Origin of the sequence: Siphonobacter sp. SORGH_AS_0500 (assembly GCF_031453245.1) — a bacterium.
Taxonomy (GTDB): domain Bacteria; phylum Bacteroidota; class Bacteroidia; order Cytophagales; family Spirosomataceae; genus Siphonobacter.
In genome coordinates this window covers 26104-41884 of record NZ_JAVIYT010000001.1, presented here as the reverse complement: position 1 = coordinate 41884, position 15781 = coordinate 26104, and the positions used below count along the sequence as shown (strand labels likewise).

12 protein-coding genes are annotated in these 15781 nt (G+C 44.3%); 5 read left to right on the top strand and 7 right to left on the bottom strand.

Annotation, left to right across the window (positions count from 1 at the left end; genetic code table 11):
- Window positions 1-2 precede the first annotated feature (2 nt).
- Window positions 3-2633 (bottom strand): T9SS type A sorting domain-containing protein, encoded by a 2631-nt coding sequence (locus QE357_RS00200; RefSeq protein WP_309704865.1) that lies wholly within the window; start codon window positions 2631-2633, stop codon window positions 3-5.
- Window positions 2634-2870: 237 nt separating this feature from the next.
- On the opposite strand from QE357_RS00200, the gene QE357_RS00195 reads away from it, so the two are divergent.
- Complete coding sequence (locus tag QE357_RS00195; RefSeq protein ID WP_309704863.1) at window positions 2871-4775, top strand: ATP-dependent DNA helicase RecQ; 1905 nt, start codon at window positions 2871-2873, stop codon at window positions 4773-4775.
- 51 nt (window positions 4776-4826) lie between these two features.
- On the opposite strand, the gene QE357_RS00190 is transcribed toward QE357_RS00195, so the two are convergent.
- A complete protein-coding gene (locus tag QE357_RS00190; RefSeq protein ID WP_307141589.1) occupies window positions 4827-5399 on the bottom strand; it encodes a porin family protein in 573 nt (190 codons plus the stop codon).
- Between the two features lie 295 nt (window positions 5400-5694).
- Here QE357_RS00190 and QE357_RS00185 point away from each other — a divergent pair, with 295 nt between their 5' ends.
- Together QE357_RS00185 and QE357_RS00180 are read left to right on the top strand one after the other, a co-directional pair.
- Window positions 5695-8523 (top strand): outer membrane beta-barrel protein, encoded by a 2829-nt coding sequence (locus QE357_RS00185; protein WP_309704860.1) that lies wholly within the window; start codon window positions 5695-5697, stop codon window positions 8521-8523.
- Window positions 8524-8551: 28 nt separating this feature from the next.
- Window positions 8552-9313 carry a GLPGLI family protein gene (locus QE357_RS00180; RefSeq protein ID WP_309704858.1) on the top strand — a complete coding sequence of 254 codons (762 nt, stop codon included), beginning with the start codon at window positions 8552-8554 and terminating at the stop codon, window positions 9311-9313.
- A 63-nt stretch (window positions 9314-9376) separates the two neighbouring features.
- On the opposite strand, the gene QE357_RS00175 is transcribed toward QE357_RS00180, so the two are convergent.
- From QE357_RS00175 to QE357_RS00160, 4 genes are all read right to left on the bottom strand, one after another.
- The gene (locus QE357_RS00175; protein ID WP_106637489.1) at window positions 9377-10471 is read right to left on the bottom strand and encodes a ferredoxin--NADP reductase; all 1095 of its coding nucleotides are present in this window, start codon (window positions 10469-10471) and stop codon (window positions 9377-9379) included.
- Between the two features lie 245 nt (window positions 10472-10716).
- A complete protein-coding gene (locus tag QE357_RS00170) occupies window positions 10717-10920 on the bottom strand; it encodes a hypothetical protein (protein ID WP_157830389.1) in 204 nt (67 codons plus the stop codon).
- A gap of 470 nt (window positions 10921-11390) precedes the next feature.
- A complete protein-coding gene (locus QE357_RS00165) occupies window positions 11391-12272 on the bottom strand; it encodes a dienelactone hydrolase family protein (RefSeq protein WP_106637491.1) in 882 nt (293 codons plus the stop codon).
- A 307-nt stretch (window positions 12273-12579) separates the two neighbouring features.
- Window positions 12580-13875: a metallophosphoesterase gene (locus QE357_RS00160; RefSeq protein WP_309704854.1), complete on the bottom strand. Its 1296-nt coding sequence runs from the start codon at window positions 13873-13875 to the stop codon at window positions 12580-12582.
- A 274-nt stretch (window positions 13876-14149) separates the two neighbouring features.
- Here QE357_RS00160 and QE357_RS00155 point away from each other — a divergent pair, with 274 nt between their 5' ends.
- Complete coding sequence (locus QE357_RS00155; RefSeq protein ID WP_309704850.1) at window positions 14150-14545, top strand: hypothetical protein; 396 nt, start codon at window positions 14150-14152, stop codon at window positions 14543-14545.
- A 75-nt stretch (window positions 14546-14620) separates the two neighbouring features.
- Window positions 14621-15019 carry a hypothetical protein gene (locus QE357_RS00150; RefSeq protein WP_309704849.1) on the top strand — a complete coding sequence of 133 codons (399 nt, stop codon included), beginning with the start codon at window positions 14621-14623 and terminating at the stop codon, window positions 15017-15019.
- Between the two features lie 319 nt (window positions 15020-15338).
- Here the strand turns inward: QE357_RS00150 and QE357_RS00145 are convergent, their stop codons facing one another.
- Entirely contained in the window at window positions 15339-15677 is a 339-nt protein-coding gene (locus QE357_RS00145) for a helix-turn-helix domain-containing protein (RefSeq protein ID WP_309704848.1), read from the bottom strand.
- Between the last annotated feature and the right edge of the window lie 104 nt (window positions 15678-15781).

The window sequence follows — 15781 nt, the reverse complement described above, 5'->3', positions numbered from 1 at the left end:
ATTTATTGAGTAATAACGATGCGTTTGGTAATGACTTCAGATTCGGAAACAAAGCGTAACAAATACGTTCCGGCGGGCATTGAAGTTAGCTCCAGTCTTTCCCGTAACGACCCCGGTTGCTTGGCGGTTTTCTGATAAACGGCTTGTCCCATGATGTTTGTCACACTGATATCGACCGATTTAACCGAAGCCGGAAACTCGGCATCGATCAGGAAATGACCGTACTGACTGGGGTTGGGGGAAACCTGAATAGTGGTTTGCGTAAGGGTTGGTTCGGTCGAAGTAATGATGGGTTTTGTCTTCTGAATGTATAGGTTATCAATGGCCCAGCCCCAGCCGTGTGAAAGCTGATCGGCAAAAAGGCGGAATCGAACCAATACCTGCTGGCCGGGGCTGAAGTAACCCGATCCAACCATGTTGATCTCGCGGCTTTTGTAGAGTCCTGCTGTTCCGGCAAAAGTGGAGTTGGTTACGTTTGTTCCGTTGACATTAACTTGCTCTGTTTTGGAATTATAACCCGTTAACCATTGATTATTAGCTCGGGCATCCCAGCCATCCTGAAAAGGCCTCCAGGTTTTTCCGCCATCGCTGGAGCCTTCCACCACTACGTAATCATAGAAACTGCTACTGCCAAAAACGGAACCGTCTTCGCCGGGTTCAACCAGACAGATTTCATCGAAACGAATGAACGGATCCTGATCACTCAGGCGAATGGGTTTGAGTAAGGTATAAGTGTAATTAGCCTCATAACCCTGAGATTCGGGCCCGTCTTTGTAAGGGTGATCCGAGTGAATGGCTCCGTCGATGAAACCCGTGGGGGTGGCGATGCTGAAATTCGTACCTGTAAAATCGCTACTGGCTGTAGTGGCGTTAAAGTCATTGACATACTCGGTTACGGCTGCCGAAATTCCCGCTACGTTCACTGTATAATAACCCGTCGAAGGAGCGTAACCCACGTTGCGGGCTTTCGAACGATCACGGGCTACGATGCGGTATTCAATCTTATCACCGCCCTTCAAACTCCCCGCTCCGAAAGTCATGGCTCCTACGGCGTAAATGTTATTGGAACGAATACCATTGGTTACGTAATAACCCAACCGGGGCATTGGCACTGAAGGGCGAGCCACACCATTCACCCGATATTCAATGTAAGTGGTATCAATGCCAAAACTAAAATCATCAAATACATCTGCATCAACAATCAGCGAGTCTGTAGAAGATAAAATGGATGTTTGCGGAGCGTGCGTGATGGTGGGAGGCGTATTATCAGTACCAATTTTGAATGTCCAGAAAGCCCGGCTGGGAGCTTCGGCGGGACTGCTAAAGGTGCGGTTAGGATAACCCGCTTCCGTCGTTGAAATCCAGTAACGAATCGTCCGGGCCTGACTCGAAGCCGGGAGGTTTGCCGTATAGGTGTTTCCTGATTGAGTCATGGGAACCGTAGTGGCGTTGGCCCGAGTCGTGTCGTTAATGGTATAGGAAAGGCGGACGGGGCCTACGACCGATGTATCACTGACCACCTGAGCCGTAAATGCAATGGGTTGTCCTAGTAAATCTTCCGAATCCGTTAATCGATTATGCAGAATGGATGTTGATTTCCAGCCCATTTCCGTGAACATGTTTCGTACAATCGGGCCAGGGTTCTGGTTGACTTCTCCACGGGCCAAATTCGGCGTCATTAACGCATTGGAAGTGCCCGTTAGATAGGTGGTTTCGTCCAAATGTGAGATACTGGAACCTACGCTGTAAGAAGTCGGAGCGTATAACTTAGGCTTGGTACCTCCGTTCTGAGCATTGGCAATCGGGCTGTCAAAAAAGAGATTTCGTCCCGTTACCTGACTGTATAACTGGGCCGATGGATTACTGAAAACACTCGTATTAATCAGTTGCTGATTGTTCGCATTTTTGATGTAATGATCAAAAACACGGGGATAGCCATAATTTGAATCATCTCCCCACATGGCTAGGCTATTGTTGGCATAAAAAGAGCTGGTAAAACCCAGTCCATGCCCCAATTCATGCGTTACTACGGTAACAAAATCCTGCCGACCTGCCGAACCATTCGTGGCTCCATCCGTTCCCAGATACCAGTTTACGGCTTTATTGCTGTTAAACTCACAGTAAATATCAGGCTGGTTCCCGTTCAGGCTCTGCCGGGCCAGTTTTTCAGCAAGAACAATGGGGTAAGCGGTGTTGGTTTTAGTGGCTCCCTGAAATCCAGTCACGTATGAATAGGGGCGAGCTCCACCTAGTATAATCGAGCCGTTGGAGCCACTTCCTAAATCCGTCCAGACGGCATACACGCGAATAGGCACGGGCGAAACGATGATGGATTTCCAGATTTCAACGGCTTGTTGAAAAGCAACGCGGGCACTATCCGAAAAACCCACGTATTCCACCGTAAACTCGGACGTAGTAGCGGTGGTGCGGCCTCCGCGTTTTCTTAAAAATTCGGGTGGGGGGCCAATGCGGCTATCGGCCTGCCCTGTGGAGTAACAAACCGTCTTCTCTGCGGGTAAGAAAATCAGATCTGAAGAAGATTTAGTGCGAATATTTTTCAGTTGAGGCAATTCCTTCTGGGCCCAGGTTAAACTGCCAATCAAAAGAAAAGGTATTAGTAAAAGTTTTTTCATAGCGACAGGATCGTAATCAAGTAAAAATACAAAATGCAGTATGGAATAATAGGAAATCCTTAAAATAAAGTCATAGACTAAAAGGGGTTCGGAACAAAGGTGTATTCCGATTAAATAACTACCCATAACTAAAGCGATTTGAAATAGCTCAGCCAGCCGTGAAACCCGACTCAGGTTTTGTTATTTTTGAGCACAATAATGGATTGAAACGCCACCAGCGTTGATTTTATCAGAAGTATGACGATTGACGAGATACTAAAACAGGTTTGGGGATATGACGAATTCCGGCCCTTGCAGCGAGACATAGTGACATCCGTTTTGGAGGGGCACGATGTGCTGGCTTTAATGCCGACGGGTGGCGGAAAGTCTCTGTGTTTTCAGGTTCCGGCTTTGGCCCGGGAAGGCCTCTGTTTGGTTATTTCGCCATTAATTGCCCTAATGAAAGATCAGGTCGAGAATCTTCGCAAACGGGGCATTAATGCTCAGGCAGTGTTTTCGGGCATGAGTTACCGTCAGATTGATCATACACTGGATGCCTGTATTTATAATGACGTCAAGTTTCTCTACGTTTCGCCCGAACGCCTTCGCACGGAGCTATTCAGGGTACGGGCTAAAATGATGAAGATTAACCTCATCGCTGTCGATGAAGCCCATTGCGTCTCTGCCTGGGGGTATGATTTTCGTCCGCCCTATCTCCAAATCGCCGAGTTCCGGGAGATGTTTCCAAACGTTCCGCTGATCGCCTTAACCGCCACGGCCACGCGGGAAGTAAAGGCCGATATTATTCAAAAACTGACTTTGAAGAACGAGCGGGTTTTTCAGCAGAGCTTTGCCCGCCCTAATTTATCGTATTCGGTGATTATGACGGAAGATAAGGAAGTGCGGCTGAAGAAAATTCTGGACAATGTGTCTGGAAGTTCCGTTATCTACGTTCGCAATCGCCGCCGGACGCAGTTGATCGCCAATGAGTTAATGCGACAGGGAATTTCGGCAACCTTTTACCATGCGGGCTTAAGTACGTCAGATCGGCATACACGACAGGATGCCTGGGTAAAGAGTCGGGTACGGGTAATGGTGGCGACAAATGCCTTCGGAATGGGAATCGACAAGCCCGAAGTACGTACGGTTATTCACGTCGATTTACCGGACACGTTGGAAGCTTATTTTCAGGAAGCAGGCCGGGCTGGACGCGATGGGGAAAAGGCCTATGCCGTAGCTTTAGTGGCCCCGGCGGATGGGAAAGAACTCATCAAGCAAGTCGAACAGCAATACCCTGACCTGGATTTTGTGCGGCGGGTGTATCAGTGCTTGGCTAACTATTTCCGGCTGGCCATTGGCGTGGGTGAGGGCAGTAGCTATGATTTTGATTTGACTGATTTTCAGTCTACGTTCGGACTGGCCACGACAGATACATATTATGCTCTAAAACTGTTGGAAAGCGAAGGATTTATTCAGATGAGCGAATCCTACAATAATCCTTCACGCTTACATTTTCTGATTAACAGTCGGGAGTTATACGATTTCCAGGTTCGGAACGAACGCTTTGATGCCTTTACCAAGCTATTACTTCGGATGTACGGCGGTGGTATTTTCACTGATTATGTAATCATTTCGGAAACCGCTATTGCCAAGGTATTTCTGGTAACCGAAGCCGAAGTAAGAAACCTGCTGTATCGGCTGGCAGAAATGAACATTATTGAATACGATCCTCAAAAAACGAAGCCTCAACTCACGTTTTTAACGGCTCGTTATGATGCAGCGGCTTTACCCCTTTCCAAAAAGGATATTGCGGCCCGAAAAGATCGGGACTTAGATAAGGTACATTCCGTTATTAATTACGCTTACCATACCAACCGTTGCCGAACCCAGGTTTTACTGGAATATTTCGATGAAAAAACGGATTACGAATGCGGCATTTGCGATCATTGCCTGGCCCGAAAGAAAGCCCGGCAAGCTAGAACGGGAGATTCGCAGGAAAAGCAAAGAATTCTCGACTATTTAGCCAACGGAGCCATTACAATTCAGCAGCTAGTCAGTCATTTCGCTCCTAAAAACGAAAATGGATTTCTGTTAACCGTTCGTGAATTGGTTAGTGATGAACTTATTGGCTATGACGCTTTGGGTAATTTGTATCTAAAATAAAAACGAGGCCGTTCATGAACGGCCTCGTTTTTATAGATGCTTTTTCCTGAGTTATAAATCTAAGGTATAAGCAATGCCTAGGTTAAACTGAATGAACTTTGAACCAAAGGTATCACCCCCTAAATCACGGGCTTCTTTTTTGTTCAGTAGTAGATTATAATCTCCTTCCAGAAAAACAGCCAGATTTTGTGGGAGCTTATACTGAACCCCCATCTTAGGAGCAAAGCCAAAAAATGATTCAGACTCCGATTGCTTATTGACCGAAACGCTTGCTAAGTATAAACCTGCTTTCAACCCTACATAAGGCCGAAGCGGACCATCGATAAAAAAATATTCGATTTTGGGTGTAAATGGAATTAACCTCTCCTTAACCGTGTAAGTGCCGGCCCAGCCATAATCCAGCGTAGCTTTTGAGGTCAATAAGCTCGCCTCCAACCCCGCTGCCAGGTTGGGTGAAAGGAAATACCGGGCCTGTATTCCTCCGCCGAAACTGTTTTTGGCCCCCGCTTCTTTAGGGGTAGGAATTGCATAAGCACCATGCACGCCTACCTGTAATTGAGCCTGTACATGTTGAATGCTCACTGAAAATAGAAATAGAGCAACTACTTTCGAAAAAAACTTCATAAAGAAAGATAAAGATTGGTTGACGGAAGTATGTACGAAAAAGTGTTAATCAGAGGATAGAAAAATATAAAAATCATCATTTTCACCTGTAGCTGACGTAAGCCTTGATCTGTACTTAATAGAAAATATTCTTTTGGTTAAATGCAACACTAAACTCCTTCTTAGCGTCTTTAGCCAGTGCCTGATACAATAGATAAGAAATTATTAACACATTTTAACGAATCTTTTAGTTAATAAACTAATATATTCGTTTCAAATAACGAGTACGCTGTCCTTCACAACCTATCCTTTCCGCATGCGACACCTTCTACTGAGTGCCTGCTTCATTCTTTGTGCCTGTATGGTTGAAGCTCAAACCCGATTATCCATCAAGGGGCGAGCCGTAGATACCACCAGCACAGCCCTGCCTTTTACCACCGTTATGTTATTAACGCCCAAAGATTCGGCTCTGGTGAGTTATGCCCGGGCGGATGAAAATGGTCGTTTTGAATTAAAAAATGCCAAACGTGGCACGTACCTTCTGAAAATGTCCTACACGGGTTACTTACCCTTTCAGACGGAAGTAACTCCCGCCGAAGGAGCTGTAACGGATTTAGGTGATTTGAAAATGAAGCCTATTTCCAAAGAGCTTTTTGAAGTCGTGGTGAAAACGGCGAAAGCTCCGCTGAATATTCGGGGCGATACGATTGAATATAATGCCAGTTCCTTCAAAGTGCCACCCGGATCAACGGTGGAAGATTTATTACGTCGATTACCCGGCTTCCAGGTCGAGCAGGATGGAAGCATCCGGGCTCAGGGACAGGAAGTAAAACGGGTGACGGTGGATGGAAAAAATTTCTTCGGCGGCGATCCCAAGACGGCTACCAAGAACCTGAATGCCGAAGCCATTGATAAAGTGCAGGTCTATACCAGCAAAACCGAGCAGGCAAAAGCCACCGGTATTGACGATGGCAAGAAGGAAAAAACGGTGAACCTAGCTTTGAAAGAAGAATTCAAAAAAGGCGGATTTGGTAAAATTAAAGCTGGTGTAGGTACTGACCAGCGGGTAGATGTGCGGGGAAACTATAATAAATTCAACGATAAGCAGCAGTTCGCTGTCGTGGCTTCGGGCAATAACATCAATCAGTCGGGTATGTCCTGGGATGATCGTCAGGATTTTTATGGTAGCTCGCTGTTCCGCTGGGATGAAACCGATTTTGGTTTTGGGGGCGGTATCACCAGTGGCGGTAACAGCGGTGATGGAATCATCATGCAGGGGGGGAACATTATCATTATGAACGGCGGCGGCGGTAGTGACCGTGGTTTTAATAACACGTATTCGGGTGGGGTTAACTATAACTTCGAAACTAAAAAGCGGAAGTTTACGTCGAATTATTACTTCAACCAGCGTCGCAACTGGACCAATCAAATCATTAACCGCCAGAGTATTTTGTCGGATAACGCCTTTGAAACCGACAGCCGCTCCAACGAACATACCCAGAATGATAACCACAAAGTTCAGGTACGTTACGAGGATAATCTAGATTCGCTTAATACGCTGATCGTCCTGGCAAACGGAACAATTAACAATTCTTCTTACTCGCAGGACTTATCGCAGCAAAACCGTCGTTCGGCTACGCAGTTAACCAACCGAACTACTCAGGATAACGGTAACTCAGCCCTGACGTTGAATCTTTCCGGCTCGGCCTTGTACCGCCGGAAGTTCAAAACCAAAGGCAAGAGCTTCGCTGCCAGTGTTTCTTATCTATTAAATAACGGCAATTCGGATGCCGAACAGCGTTCGCTGAACGAGTTCTTTGACCCAACCACGGGTACACCTTTATTTTCCCGCCAACTCAATCTGCTTAATGCCAACCGCAACCGTCAGAATCAGATTCGTAGCAGTTTATCGTACGTACAGCCCATTAGTAAGCGGGTATTCTGGGAGAGTTTCTACAACTTCGGTGTTCGTAGTGATAAAGTAGACCGTGACGTGTTTAACCAATTGGAAGGAAATCTTCGTAATGATTCTCTGAGCCGTTATTACACGAACCAAATTATGCATAACCGGGCGGGTTCGGGGCTTCGTTATAATTACAAAGGCACCAATATCAGTGCAGGGTTTGCGGCTATCAATATGAATATCGCTGGTAAATTTTCAGCCGATCAGAGCTCTCCGAACGTCATGGAAGTTAACCGGAATTATACCATCGTGGTGCCGGGTGTAAGTTTCAATATGGACATGAAAAACAATCGGTACTTATACGCCGAGTACGCCGGAAACGTGGAGCAGCCTTCCATTCGGGATTTGCAGCCGATTATCGACTACTCGAATCCTTTGTACATCTCGCAGGGAAATCCTAATTTGAAACCAACGGTCAACCATGAAGCCTACGCGGGATATCAGTATTTTAATCCTTCTTCGTTTACACGGTTCTTTGGCAATATCAATTACAACTATGCAGTAAATCAAGTCGTTTATAACCAGACCATTGATTCCCTGCTGGTCACCAGAACCCGCCCAGCTAACGTATCGGGAGGACAGCGATTTGGAACGTATCTGAATGTAGGTTTTCCGCTCAAGAAAAATAAGGCCAACATCAGTTTCAACACCAATATTAACTTTAATCGTAATTATACCCTGATTAACGATATAGAAAACCGGACGAATAACAATAGCTATAACTGGGGTACGAATCTGGAATTAACGCCAAGCGAGAAGTTTACGTTCTACGGGAATGCCAACTGGAGTTATAGCAATGTGAGGTATTCGATTAATACTACCCAGAATCAAAAAATCTGGAATCAGAGTTATAGCGGTCAGATGAACGTAAAACTGCCCTGGGAGGCGTACTTCAATGCTACGTTTGACTACCGGCTTTATAAGAATGATCGTTTCGGTTTAAATCAGAACATTCCGATTCTGAATCTGGCGGTATATAAGTTACTGGGTAAGGCTAAGAAGTCAGAAGTACGTCTTTCGGCATATGACTTGTTCCGCAGAAACTTGGGCATTACGCAGGGAGCTTCGGGTAACTACTTCACGCAGACGCGGGTGGAAACGATTACCCGTTATTTCATGCTAAGCTACACTTACAACATGCGGGGTGTGAAGGCGAATATGCGTCGCAATAATGGATTTTAATCAGATTACACATTAACCAAATCTGTCGATGAAAAAGAAATTACTGGTTGTATTCGGTTGGCTCATGGTCATGTGTACGTATGCACAGGCTCAGGAACTGGAGGGAACCGTGACTTACGAGCGAAATACAAGTTATACGAAAATGGTCGCTAAACTCCCTTATTTGAGTCAGGAAGAAAAAGATCGGGCGAAGATGATGTGGGGGAATGAAGAGGGGGATAAGCAGAAAATGAAATTGACGTTTACACCCGATCAAAGCCTCTACACCTACATCGGAGAACAAGGGGAGACGGATGACGGTCGATGGTCCTGGCGGCAGTCTGATTACGTTATTCAGCGAAATTTCGAAAAGCAAACCTTAACAGAGCTTCAGGAATTTGCGGGTAAAACCTATATCATTCAGGATTCCCTAAAAGCCCCCAAGTGGAAAGTGTTGAACCAGTTGAAAGACATCGCGGGCCACATTTGCATGAAGGCAGAAACGGAAGACCTTGTGAAAAACCAGAAGATTATTGCCTGGTTTGCCGACGATATTCCTGTATCAGTAGGCCCTGAGCGGATGTACGGTTTACCCGGAATTATTCTGGAACTGGATTATAACGATGGCGTGAGCGTGATCACGGCTACTAAAGTCGAAATGAAAAAAGTCGATCCTAAAGAGCTGGCTTTACCGAAAATGAAAGGGAAGAAAATCAATATGGCCGATCACGATCGCATCATTAAAGAGCATATCAAAGACAGCATAGGAGCCAGGCGAAATCCTTACTGGGGAGTTAACCTGTGGAATTAAGTCAGTAAATTCAGTTAAGGATACAAAAAGAGCAAAGCCATTTGACTTTGCTCTTTTTCGTAATTATTCGATTTCTACCACGACTCCATCGCTGAGCGGGTGTGCCACGCAGGTTAACACAAAACCCGAGGCAATTTCCTGAGGGGTAAGGCCGTCTTCTTCGTCCATCATTACTTTTCCCGACTGACAACGACCCATGCAGGCCGTGCACATACCCGCCTGACAGGAATAGGGCAGGTCAATATCCATTTCAAGGCCCGCTTCCAGAATGGTCTGGTGTGGTTTTACCTCTACTTTATATTCCGCTCCTTCGTAAATAATAGTTACTTCGCGAGCTTTGAGTTTGCTGTCATCTTCCTCTTCTACCACTTCGCCATGGGTGTCTTTTGAAGGTGCAAAACTTTCTTTATGTACTTGTTCTTTGGGGACTTTCAGAATCGTTAAGGCGTTCTGAACTTCTTCCATCATACCGTCGGGGCCACAGAGGTAATACTCCGCAGCGGGAACTTTAATACCCGTTTCATCGAGTAGACGAATGGCCGCCTGCTGATTGATACGACCCGTACGTTCAGACCAGCTTTTGGGCTGACTTAAGATGTGAATTACTTCCAGACGGTTGCCGTATTCTTCCTGTAACTGCGAAAGCTGATCGCGGAAGATGATATTCGTTTCGGTGCGACTGCCGTAGAAAAGCGTAACCTTCGCCTGAGGCTCGGCGGGTAATGCCGTTTTTAGCATTGACATCAAAGGCGTTACGCCACTGCCTGCTCCGAAAAAGACTAAATGACGTCCTTTGTCGCCACCCCCAAAAGAAAACAACGATTTACTTTTAGCAGGCTTCGGTTCATAGACGAAATGACCCATGGGCTCCATGACTTCGATGACATCACCCGCTTTTACGTGATCGTTGAGGTAATTCGAAACCTGTCCGTTAGGCAGACGCTTCACCGTCACCGCAATGGACGCATCTTTCGTTGGGGAGCTGGACATCGAGTAAGCCCGGCGAAGTTTCTTCCCTTCAACGGTTACGATTAACGTCAGGAATTGACCAGCCTTGTATGGAATGGTTGCATGCGGCGGATGCCAGAAATGTATGGTAACGGTATCTTCCGTTTCACGAACGACTTCTTTAACCGTTAAATGAAAATACTTGCTCATTGTATCGGATCATAACCAGGGCTTTTACTGGTTATTAATAAGGAAAAAAGACTAAATCGGATGCTTTCCTCAGGAAAGTGTTACAAAGGTAAGAGAGCCTACGAAAAAACCCGTCCATCCGGGACGGGTTTAGAAGTTTACAGTTCTTGGTTTACGGTCTTCAGTTGAAAATGTAAACGTTTTGTTGTTTTGAGTTAATGAATCGTAGTAAAACTCTGTAACCCTAAACTCAAAACATAATAACTTTATTTATAGCTAGGGCAGCCGCAGCCTTTGTTTTTCTTTTTGAACAATCCCCACATGAATCCTTTTTTCTTACGATAGGATTTGCGTCGGCGGGCACTGGCCTGTTCCATCTGAACCGTCGTACCGGATGAATAGGTAGATGCCGAGGCGTATTCGGGTAACACCATGGCTCCAATCAAGAGTGTGAGAAGAAGCTTTTTCATCAGATTGTCTAGTTTATAAAGTATTAACGCAAGTTACGCCTGTTTATTTCTTATTGTCAGTTGTCAGTTGTCAGTTGTCAGTTGTCAGTTGTCAGTTGTCAGTTGTCAGTTGTCAGTTGTCAGTTGTCAGTTGTAAAGAGAAAACCCATAAAGGTAAGAGAGACAGTTGAAAAGGGAATCATAACCCCGGAGGGGTTCCATATGGATAGCCCCGGATGATAATCCGGGGAGAATGCCGGAATTGGCCCCGGTCTGGATGGACCCTCCGCCCTGGCTGGTGTCTTCACCAGCCAGTCTGCTAAAGAATAATGGCTGGTGAGAACACCAAACCTTAGCTCAAAACATCAAACCTATTCGCTCAACAGCTTTTTTCCCCCCTGGCTGGTGTCTTCACTAGCCAGTCTGCTAAAGAATAATGGTTGTGAGGACACTAGCCACGGCAGCTATAATTTAGTTCAAACTATCAAATATTATTCGCTCAAAAGCTTTTTCTTGAGGTAATCCGAGGCTTTTTCGAAGGCGTCTTTGGTAGCTTTTTCGTCATAGATCGGGTTACTGGGGTTGGCGAAGGCGTGGTCGGCATCATACATATTGATGTCAATTTGTTTGCCTGCCATTTTCATATTTTTCTCAAACTGTTCTACAAGGGTAGGGGGAATGCCCTTATCCTTTGAACCAAAAAAGCCAATCACGTCCGTTTTCAACGTTTTCAGTTTGTCGATATCCTGCTCGGGGCGGCCATAATACATCACACAGCCTACGGCTTTAGAACCTTCCAGCATTGCAGATTTCAGGGATAACATCCCACCAAAACACCAGCCGATAGACGCGAATTTGGCCTTCGCCCCGCCGTAATTAATTCCAGCTTTCATGATTGCCTCCAAACGCTCAGGCTTCGCCTGACTCATATATTTACCGGCATCTTCGCGGGCGGTGGCTACTTTCCCGTCATACATATCCAAAGCCAGCACGTTTACCTGACCTTCCAACTCATTATAGAATTTTTCGGCTTCCTGCTTAATGTAATCATTGAGGCCCCACCATTCCTGATATACTAATAGATACTTGTTGGAAGGGTTTTTCGCTTTAATTAAAAACCCGCTGGCCGCCTGACCGTCGGGTGCATCCATTTTAATCATTTCACCACCTGCTTTACTGGTGAAGGTGAAAGGCCGGGGTTCGGCGTGCATCGCCTGGAATTCTTTCGTAGAGGCCATCAACTGCATTTCATCAGGACGCATGGCTTCTTTTTTCGTATCGTGACAAGCAGCGTCAGCCTGTTCGCAGCAACTTTGAGCGTAAGAGCTCAATCCACTAGCAACCAAAGTAATGGCAAGGAGTAGCTTTTTCATGCGTTTCTATTTTTTAGGAAAGCCCTCGACAACGAGGTGTGTTACTAGTATAAAACTGCTAAGTATAAAAGATGTTCTGTGGGAGTTTGGAGTTTTGGTTTCGATGTTTGGAGTTTGGTATCCCAAAAAAAATAGCTGGCAGAAAGGCCAGCTATTTTTTAAAGTCTGCTATCAGCTTTAGAGCTGACAGCAAGAGTAACCTAGTTAATAAGTCAATAAATTTCGATAATCCAAAGTTCTGATGATAACAGAAGTTGGCCGGAAGCAACAGAGGCAGTACCAGCTCTAAACACTAAACAAAAAAACATTACCCTTTTTTCAGCTCAAAAATGGTAATCTCAGGGGGCATACCAACCCGACCAGGGTAACCAATATAACCGTAACCTCGGTTTACGTATAATTTCTGATTGCCTTCTTCGTAAAGACCGGCCCATTGTTTATAGCGATATTGAACAGGACTCCAGCGGAAGTACTTGGTTTCTACACCAAATTGCATCCCATGCGTGTGACCTGCAAACTGCACGTCTACCTCTGGGAATTGCGTGCGGACTTGAGCATCCCAATGGCTGGGATCGTGGGAAAGTAACAGCTTCACGGGAGCTTCTTCCGTACCCGCAATGGCTTTTTTCAGGTTACCGTACTGAGCAAAACCGCCCGTACCCCAGTTTTGAATACCAATGATGGCCAGCTTTTCGCCATTCATTTCCAGAAAACGATGCTCGTCAAGTAATAAATCGTAGCCCATTTCCTTATGGACCCGTTCGAGATCTAAAAGGTTCTGACGTTTTTCCTGAAGGCTATTCCACTGGGTATAATCGCCGTAGTCATGATTACCCAGCGTTGAAAATACGCCCAGAGGAGCCTTTACTTTATCAAAAACGTCTTTGTAATCTTTTACCTCAATGGCCCGGTCGTTTACTAAATCACCTGTAAAGAAGACCACATCGGGCTTTTCGCCCATCAACATTTCGATTCCGCCTTTGACGGCTGTTTTATTGAAAAAGCTTCCCGAATGGATGTCTGAAATCTGGGCTATCCGTAGTCCGTCGAATTCGCGGGGTAAGTTTTTAAGCACCAGTGGGATGCGACGGATGCGGTAATCGTGAGCACCGGAAACAATTCCGTACGTAAAACCAATTGCCGGAATGGCCGAAGCTGCCAAAGCCGCTTTGCTTAAAAACTCCGTTCGGGTAATGGTATCCTTTTGTGGATGCGGCTCAGGAGCGATAACGGCCTGTTGCGTTTCCGAGCTGTCTACGGGCGAAGACGAATTGAAGTGAGCCATAACCCAGCGAAACCCGCGACCCAGATCGTCGAGTAATAAGAAGGGAATCATGAAAATCTTTCCCAGATACCCAATCAGAATATAGCTAAAGAGAAAGCCCCGCAAAAGTCTGAACTTGCCCCAAAAATCGCTACCCAGGGTAACCGAAGTAAGTAACATGAATAAGGCTACTACTGGAAAACTCCAGTACAAAATCCGGGCGAAGCGTTGCCAGCCGGGCGAGGCGTGTTGGGTAGCCGTTTTCACGGCTTGAAAGCCATACCAGTCAGCAACCAGCAACACGGCTAATGTTATGAGGAGTGTAAGACTTCTATTCATCGGGAAGTAGTAAGAATCAGTTCTAAAGAGTGAAACAAGCGTACCAGCCGAGATAGTTCAAAAGCCTATATTTTTGGGATGAGCGGTTGGATTGCCGATTGTAGGGTCTATTGGTGCTAACCTTGCGGTTATTGACTAGTATGAATTGCCAATAAGGTAACTTTCGGCAACTAGAGATTTTAGCCTAAGAAGCATAAGTAATCTCTCCTTTTTCTTAAATTGAAGCAGTATTTAGTACCTAACCATAATCTGTTACTTCAAAGTAGTATAATCAATGGGAATTATTCTGATACCTTTTTTACTATCTACGCTGGTTATAGTAATGTATAGTATCATAAAATCTTTTAAACTAATTAGAGGAAATAAAATCTCGAAAAAGAATATTGCCTATTCCTTAGGTAGTTCTTTAGCAAGTTATTTGATTGTTATTATAAGTTATTGGTATGAAGATCAGGTATGGGTCTTTAGTCCTTATTTTAGAATTCCTATACTTGTCATAATTATTCCTTTTATTGGCTGGAATTCATTGAAAAATAATAAAAATCAAGTTTTAAGCTCGTACTCAAATATATTGATTCTTAGTGTAGCATTAAATGGGATTATTGGTATATTATTTAATAACATCAGTTTTGGAATTACGGACTTCTTAGGAATAGAAACACATCATTGATTTATTATCATCACCAATATCGAAAGAAGTAGCATTAGAGATGAATATTTGAGTTTTAAGCTTATACTATCCTATATGAAAGGAATACTGAAAATAGCTTTTATAGGTCTTGTACTTTTACCTCTATTGATCTATTTAAATCCATTTGTGTGGTTTTTACGAGCTAAACGCCCTTATTCTCCAAATTTGGAAACAGAACGGCTGCTTCATACTCTAAATAGTAAGTATGGTATTTCTGCAAATGTTTATAATAACGAAGATACGCTCTGGTACTTCAGAGACGTTGAGACAGGCAAGATAAAGGATCTGGAAGGTTATGTATTAACTGTAGAAGAAGATAAGGGCAATCTGGATAGTAGTATGATGAAACGGTATTTGAATGAATTTCATAGAAATTTTGTACATCGTAATTACTATAATTCTTTTACATTAGAATTAAATTATGGTAAAATTATTTGTGAAGTAAGGAAATAATGAATTTAATGAAGGCTTATAAGTATCAAATAGTATTGTATCTAATCATACTATTATTTGGGATTCAAAATTATTATTTTAGTGAAAGTAATTTTAGTTATTCGTATTACGAAAATATAGTTTACTGCTTTTTTATAGCTTCAGTAGTCTTAGTTTTTCTATCCATTGGTATACTGATCTCCGAAGTTCTCACTACGTTTGAAAGAGACTCTGTTGTTGGTAAAGAAGTGATCTATTTAATAATCAATATACTTTTATATTACTCATTAATGGGAACAAGTTTATACCTTTCAACTCAAATAAGATAAATAATCCAGAATCATTTCCCCATAATCTTCTCCCGGTGAGCCAGTCCCCAGTAATGCAGTTCATCCATTAATTTCTCCAGCGAAAGACCGTGTTCAGTAATGGAATATTCTATCGTTGGCGGAAAGGTATCTTTGACTTCCCGGTTAACTAACTGATTTAGCTCTAAAGCCTTTAATTCCTTCGAAAGCGTCTTATCCGTAATTCCCTGTACGTCTCTCGATAATTCCTTAAACCGCCGGGGGCCGGCAGATAAAGCAAATAAGATCAATAACTTCCAGCGACCTTCCAGTGCTTCCAAAGCATCCTTGATGGATAAATAGGTTTTAGGACAAGGGGTTCCGTTGAGCATGTCAAGGTATAAATGTAATTAGTCGTTACTATCCCATCGGATAGTGCTATCCAATGGGATAGTACTATCTAACGGAAAGCGATGATACCTAATTTTAGCCTGTT

Excerpts from the sequence above, each read along its gene's own strand:
- QE357_RS00170 (WP_157830389.1), bottom strand. The coding sequence starts at position 10,920 with ATGAAAAAGCTTCTTCTCACACTCTTGATTGGAGCCATGGTGTTACCC.
- QE357_RS00175 (WP_106637489.1), bottom strand. The coding sequence starts at position 10,471 with ATGAGCAAGTATTTTCATTTAACGGTTAAAGAAGTCGTTCGTGAAACG.
- QE357_RS00195 (WP_309704863.1), top strand. The coding sequence starts at position 2,871 with ATGACGATTGACGAGATACTAAAACAGGTTTGGGGATATGACGAATTC.
- QE357_RS00180 (WP_309704858.1), top strand. The coding sequence starts at position 8,552 with ATGAAAAAGAAATTACTGGTTGTATTCGGTTGGCTCATGGTCATGTGT.
- QE357_RS00200 (WP_309704865.1), bottom strand. The coding sequence starts at position 2,633 with ATGAAAAAACTTTTACTAATACCTTTTCTTTTGATTGGCAGTTTAACC.
- QE357_RS00165 (WP_106637491.1), bottom strand. The coding sequence starts at position 12,272 with ATGAAAAAGCTACTCCTTGCCATTACTTTGGTTGCTAGTGGATTGAGC.
- QE357_RS00160 (WP_309704854.1), bottom strand. The coding sequence starts at position 13,875 with ATGAATAGAAGTCTTACACTCCTCATAACATTAGCCGTGTTGCTGGTT.
- QE357_RS00145 (WP_309704848.1), bottom strand. The coding sequence starts at position 15,677 with ATGCTCAACGGAACCCCTTGTCCTAAAACCTATTTATCCATCAAGGAT.
- QE357_RS00190 (WP_307141589.1), bottom strand. The coding sequence starts at position 5,399 with ATGAAGTTTTTTTCGAAAGTAGTTGCTCTATTTCTATTTTCAGTGAGC.
- QE357_RS00150 (WP_309704849.1), top strand. The coding sequence starts at position 14,621 with ATGAAAGGAATACTGAAAATAGCTTTTATAGGTCTTGTACTTTTACCT.
- QE357_RS00155 (WP_309704850.1), top strand. The coding sequence starts at position 14,150 with ATGGGAATTATTCTGATACCTTTTTTACTATCTACGCTGGTTATAGTA.
- QE357_RS00185 (WP_309704860.1), top strand. The coding sequence starts at position 5,695 with ATGCGACACCTTCTACTGAGTGCCTGCTTCATTCTTTGTGCCTGTATG.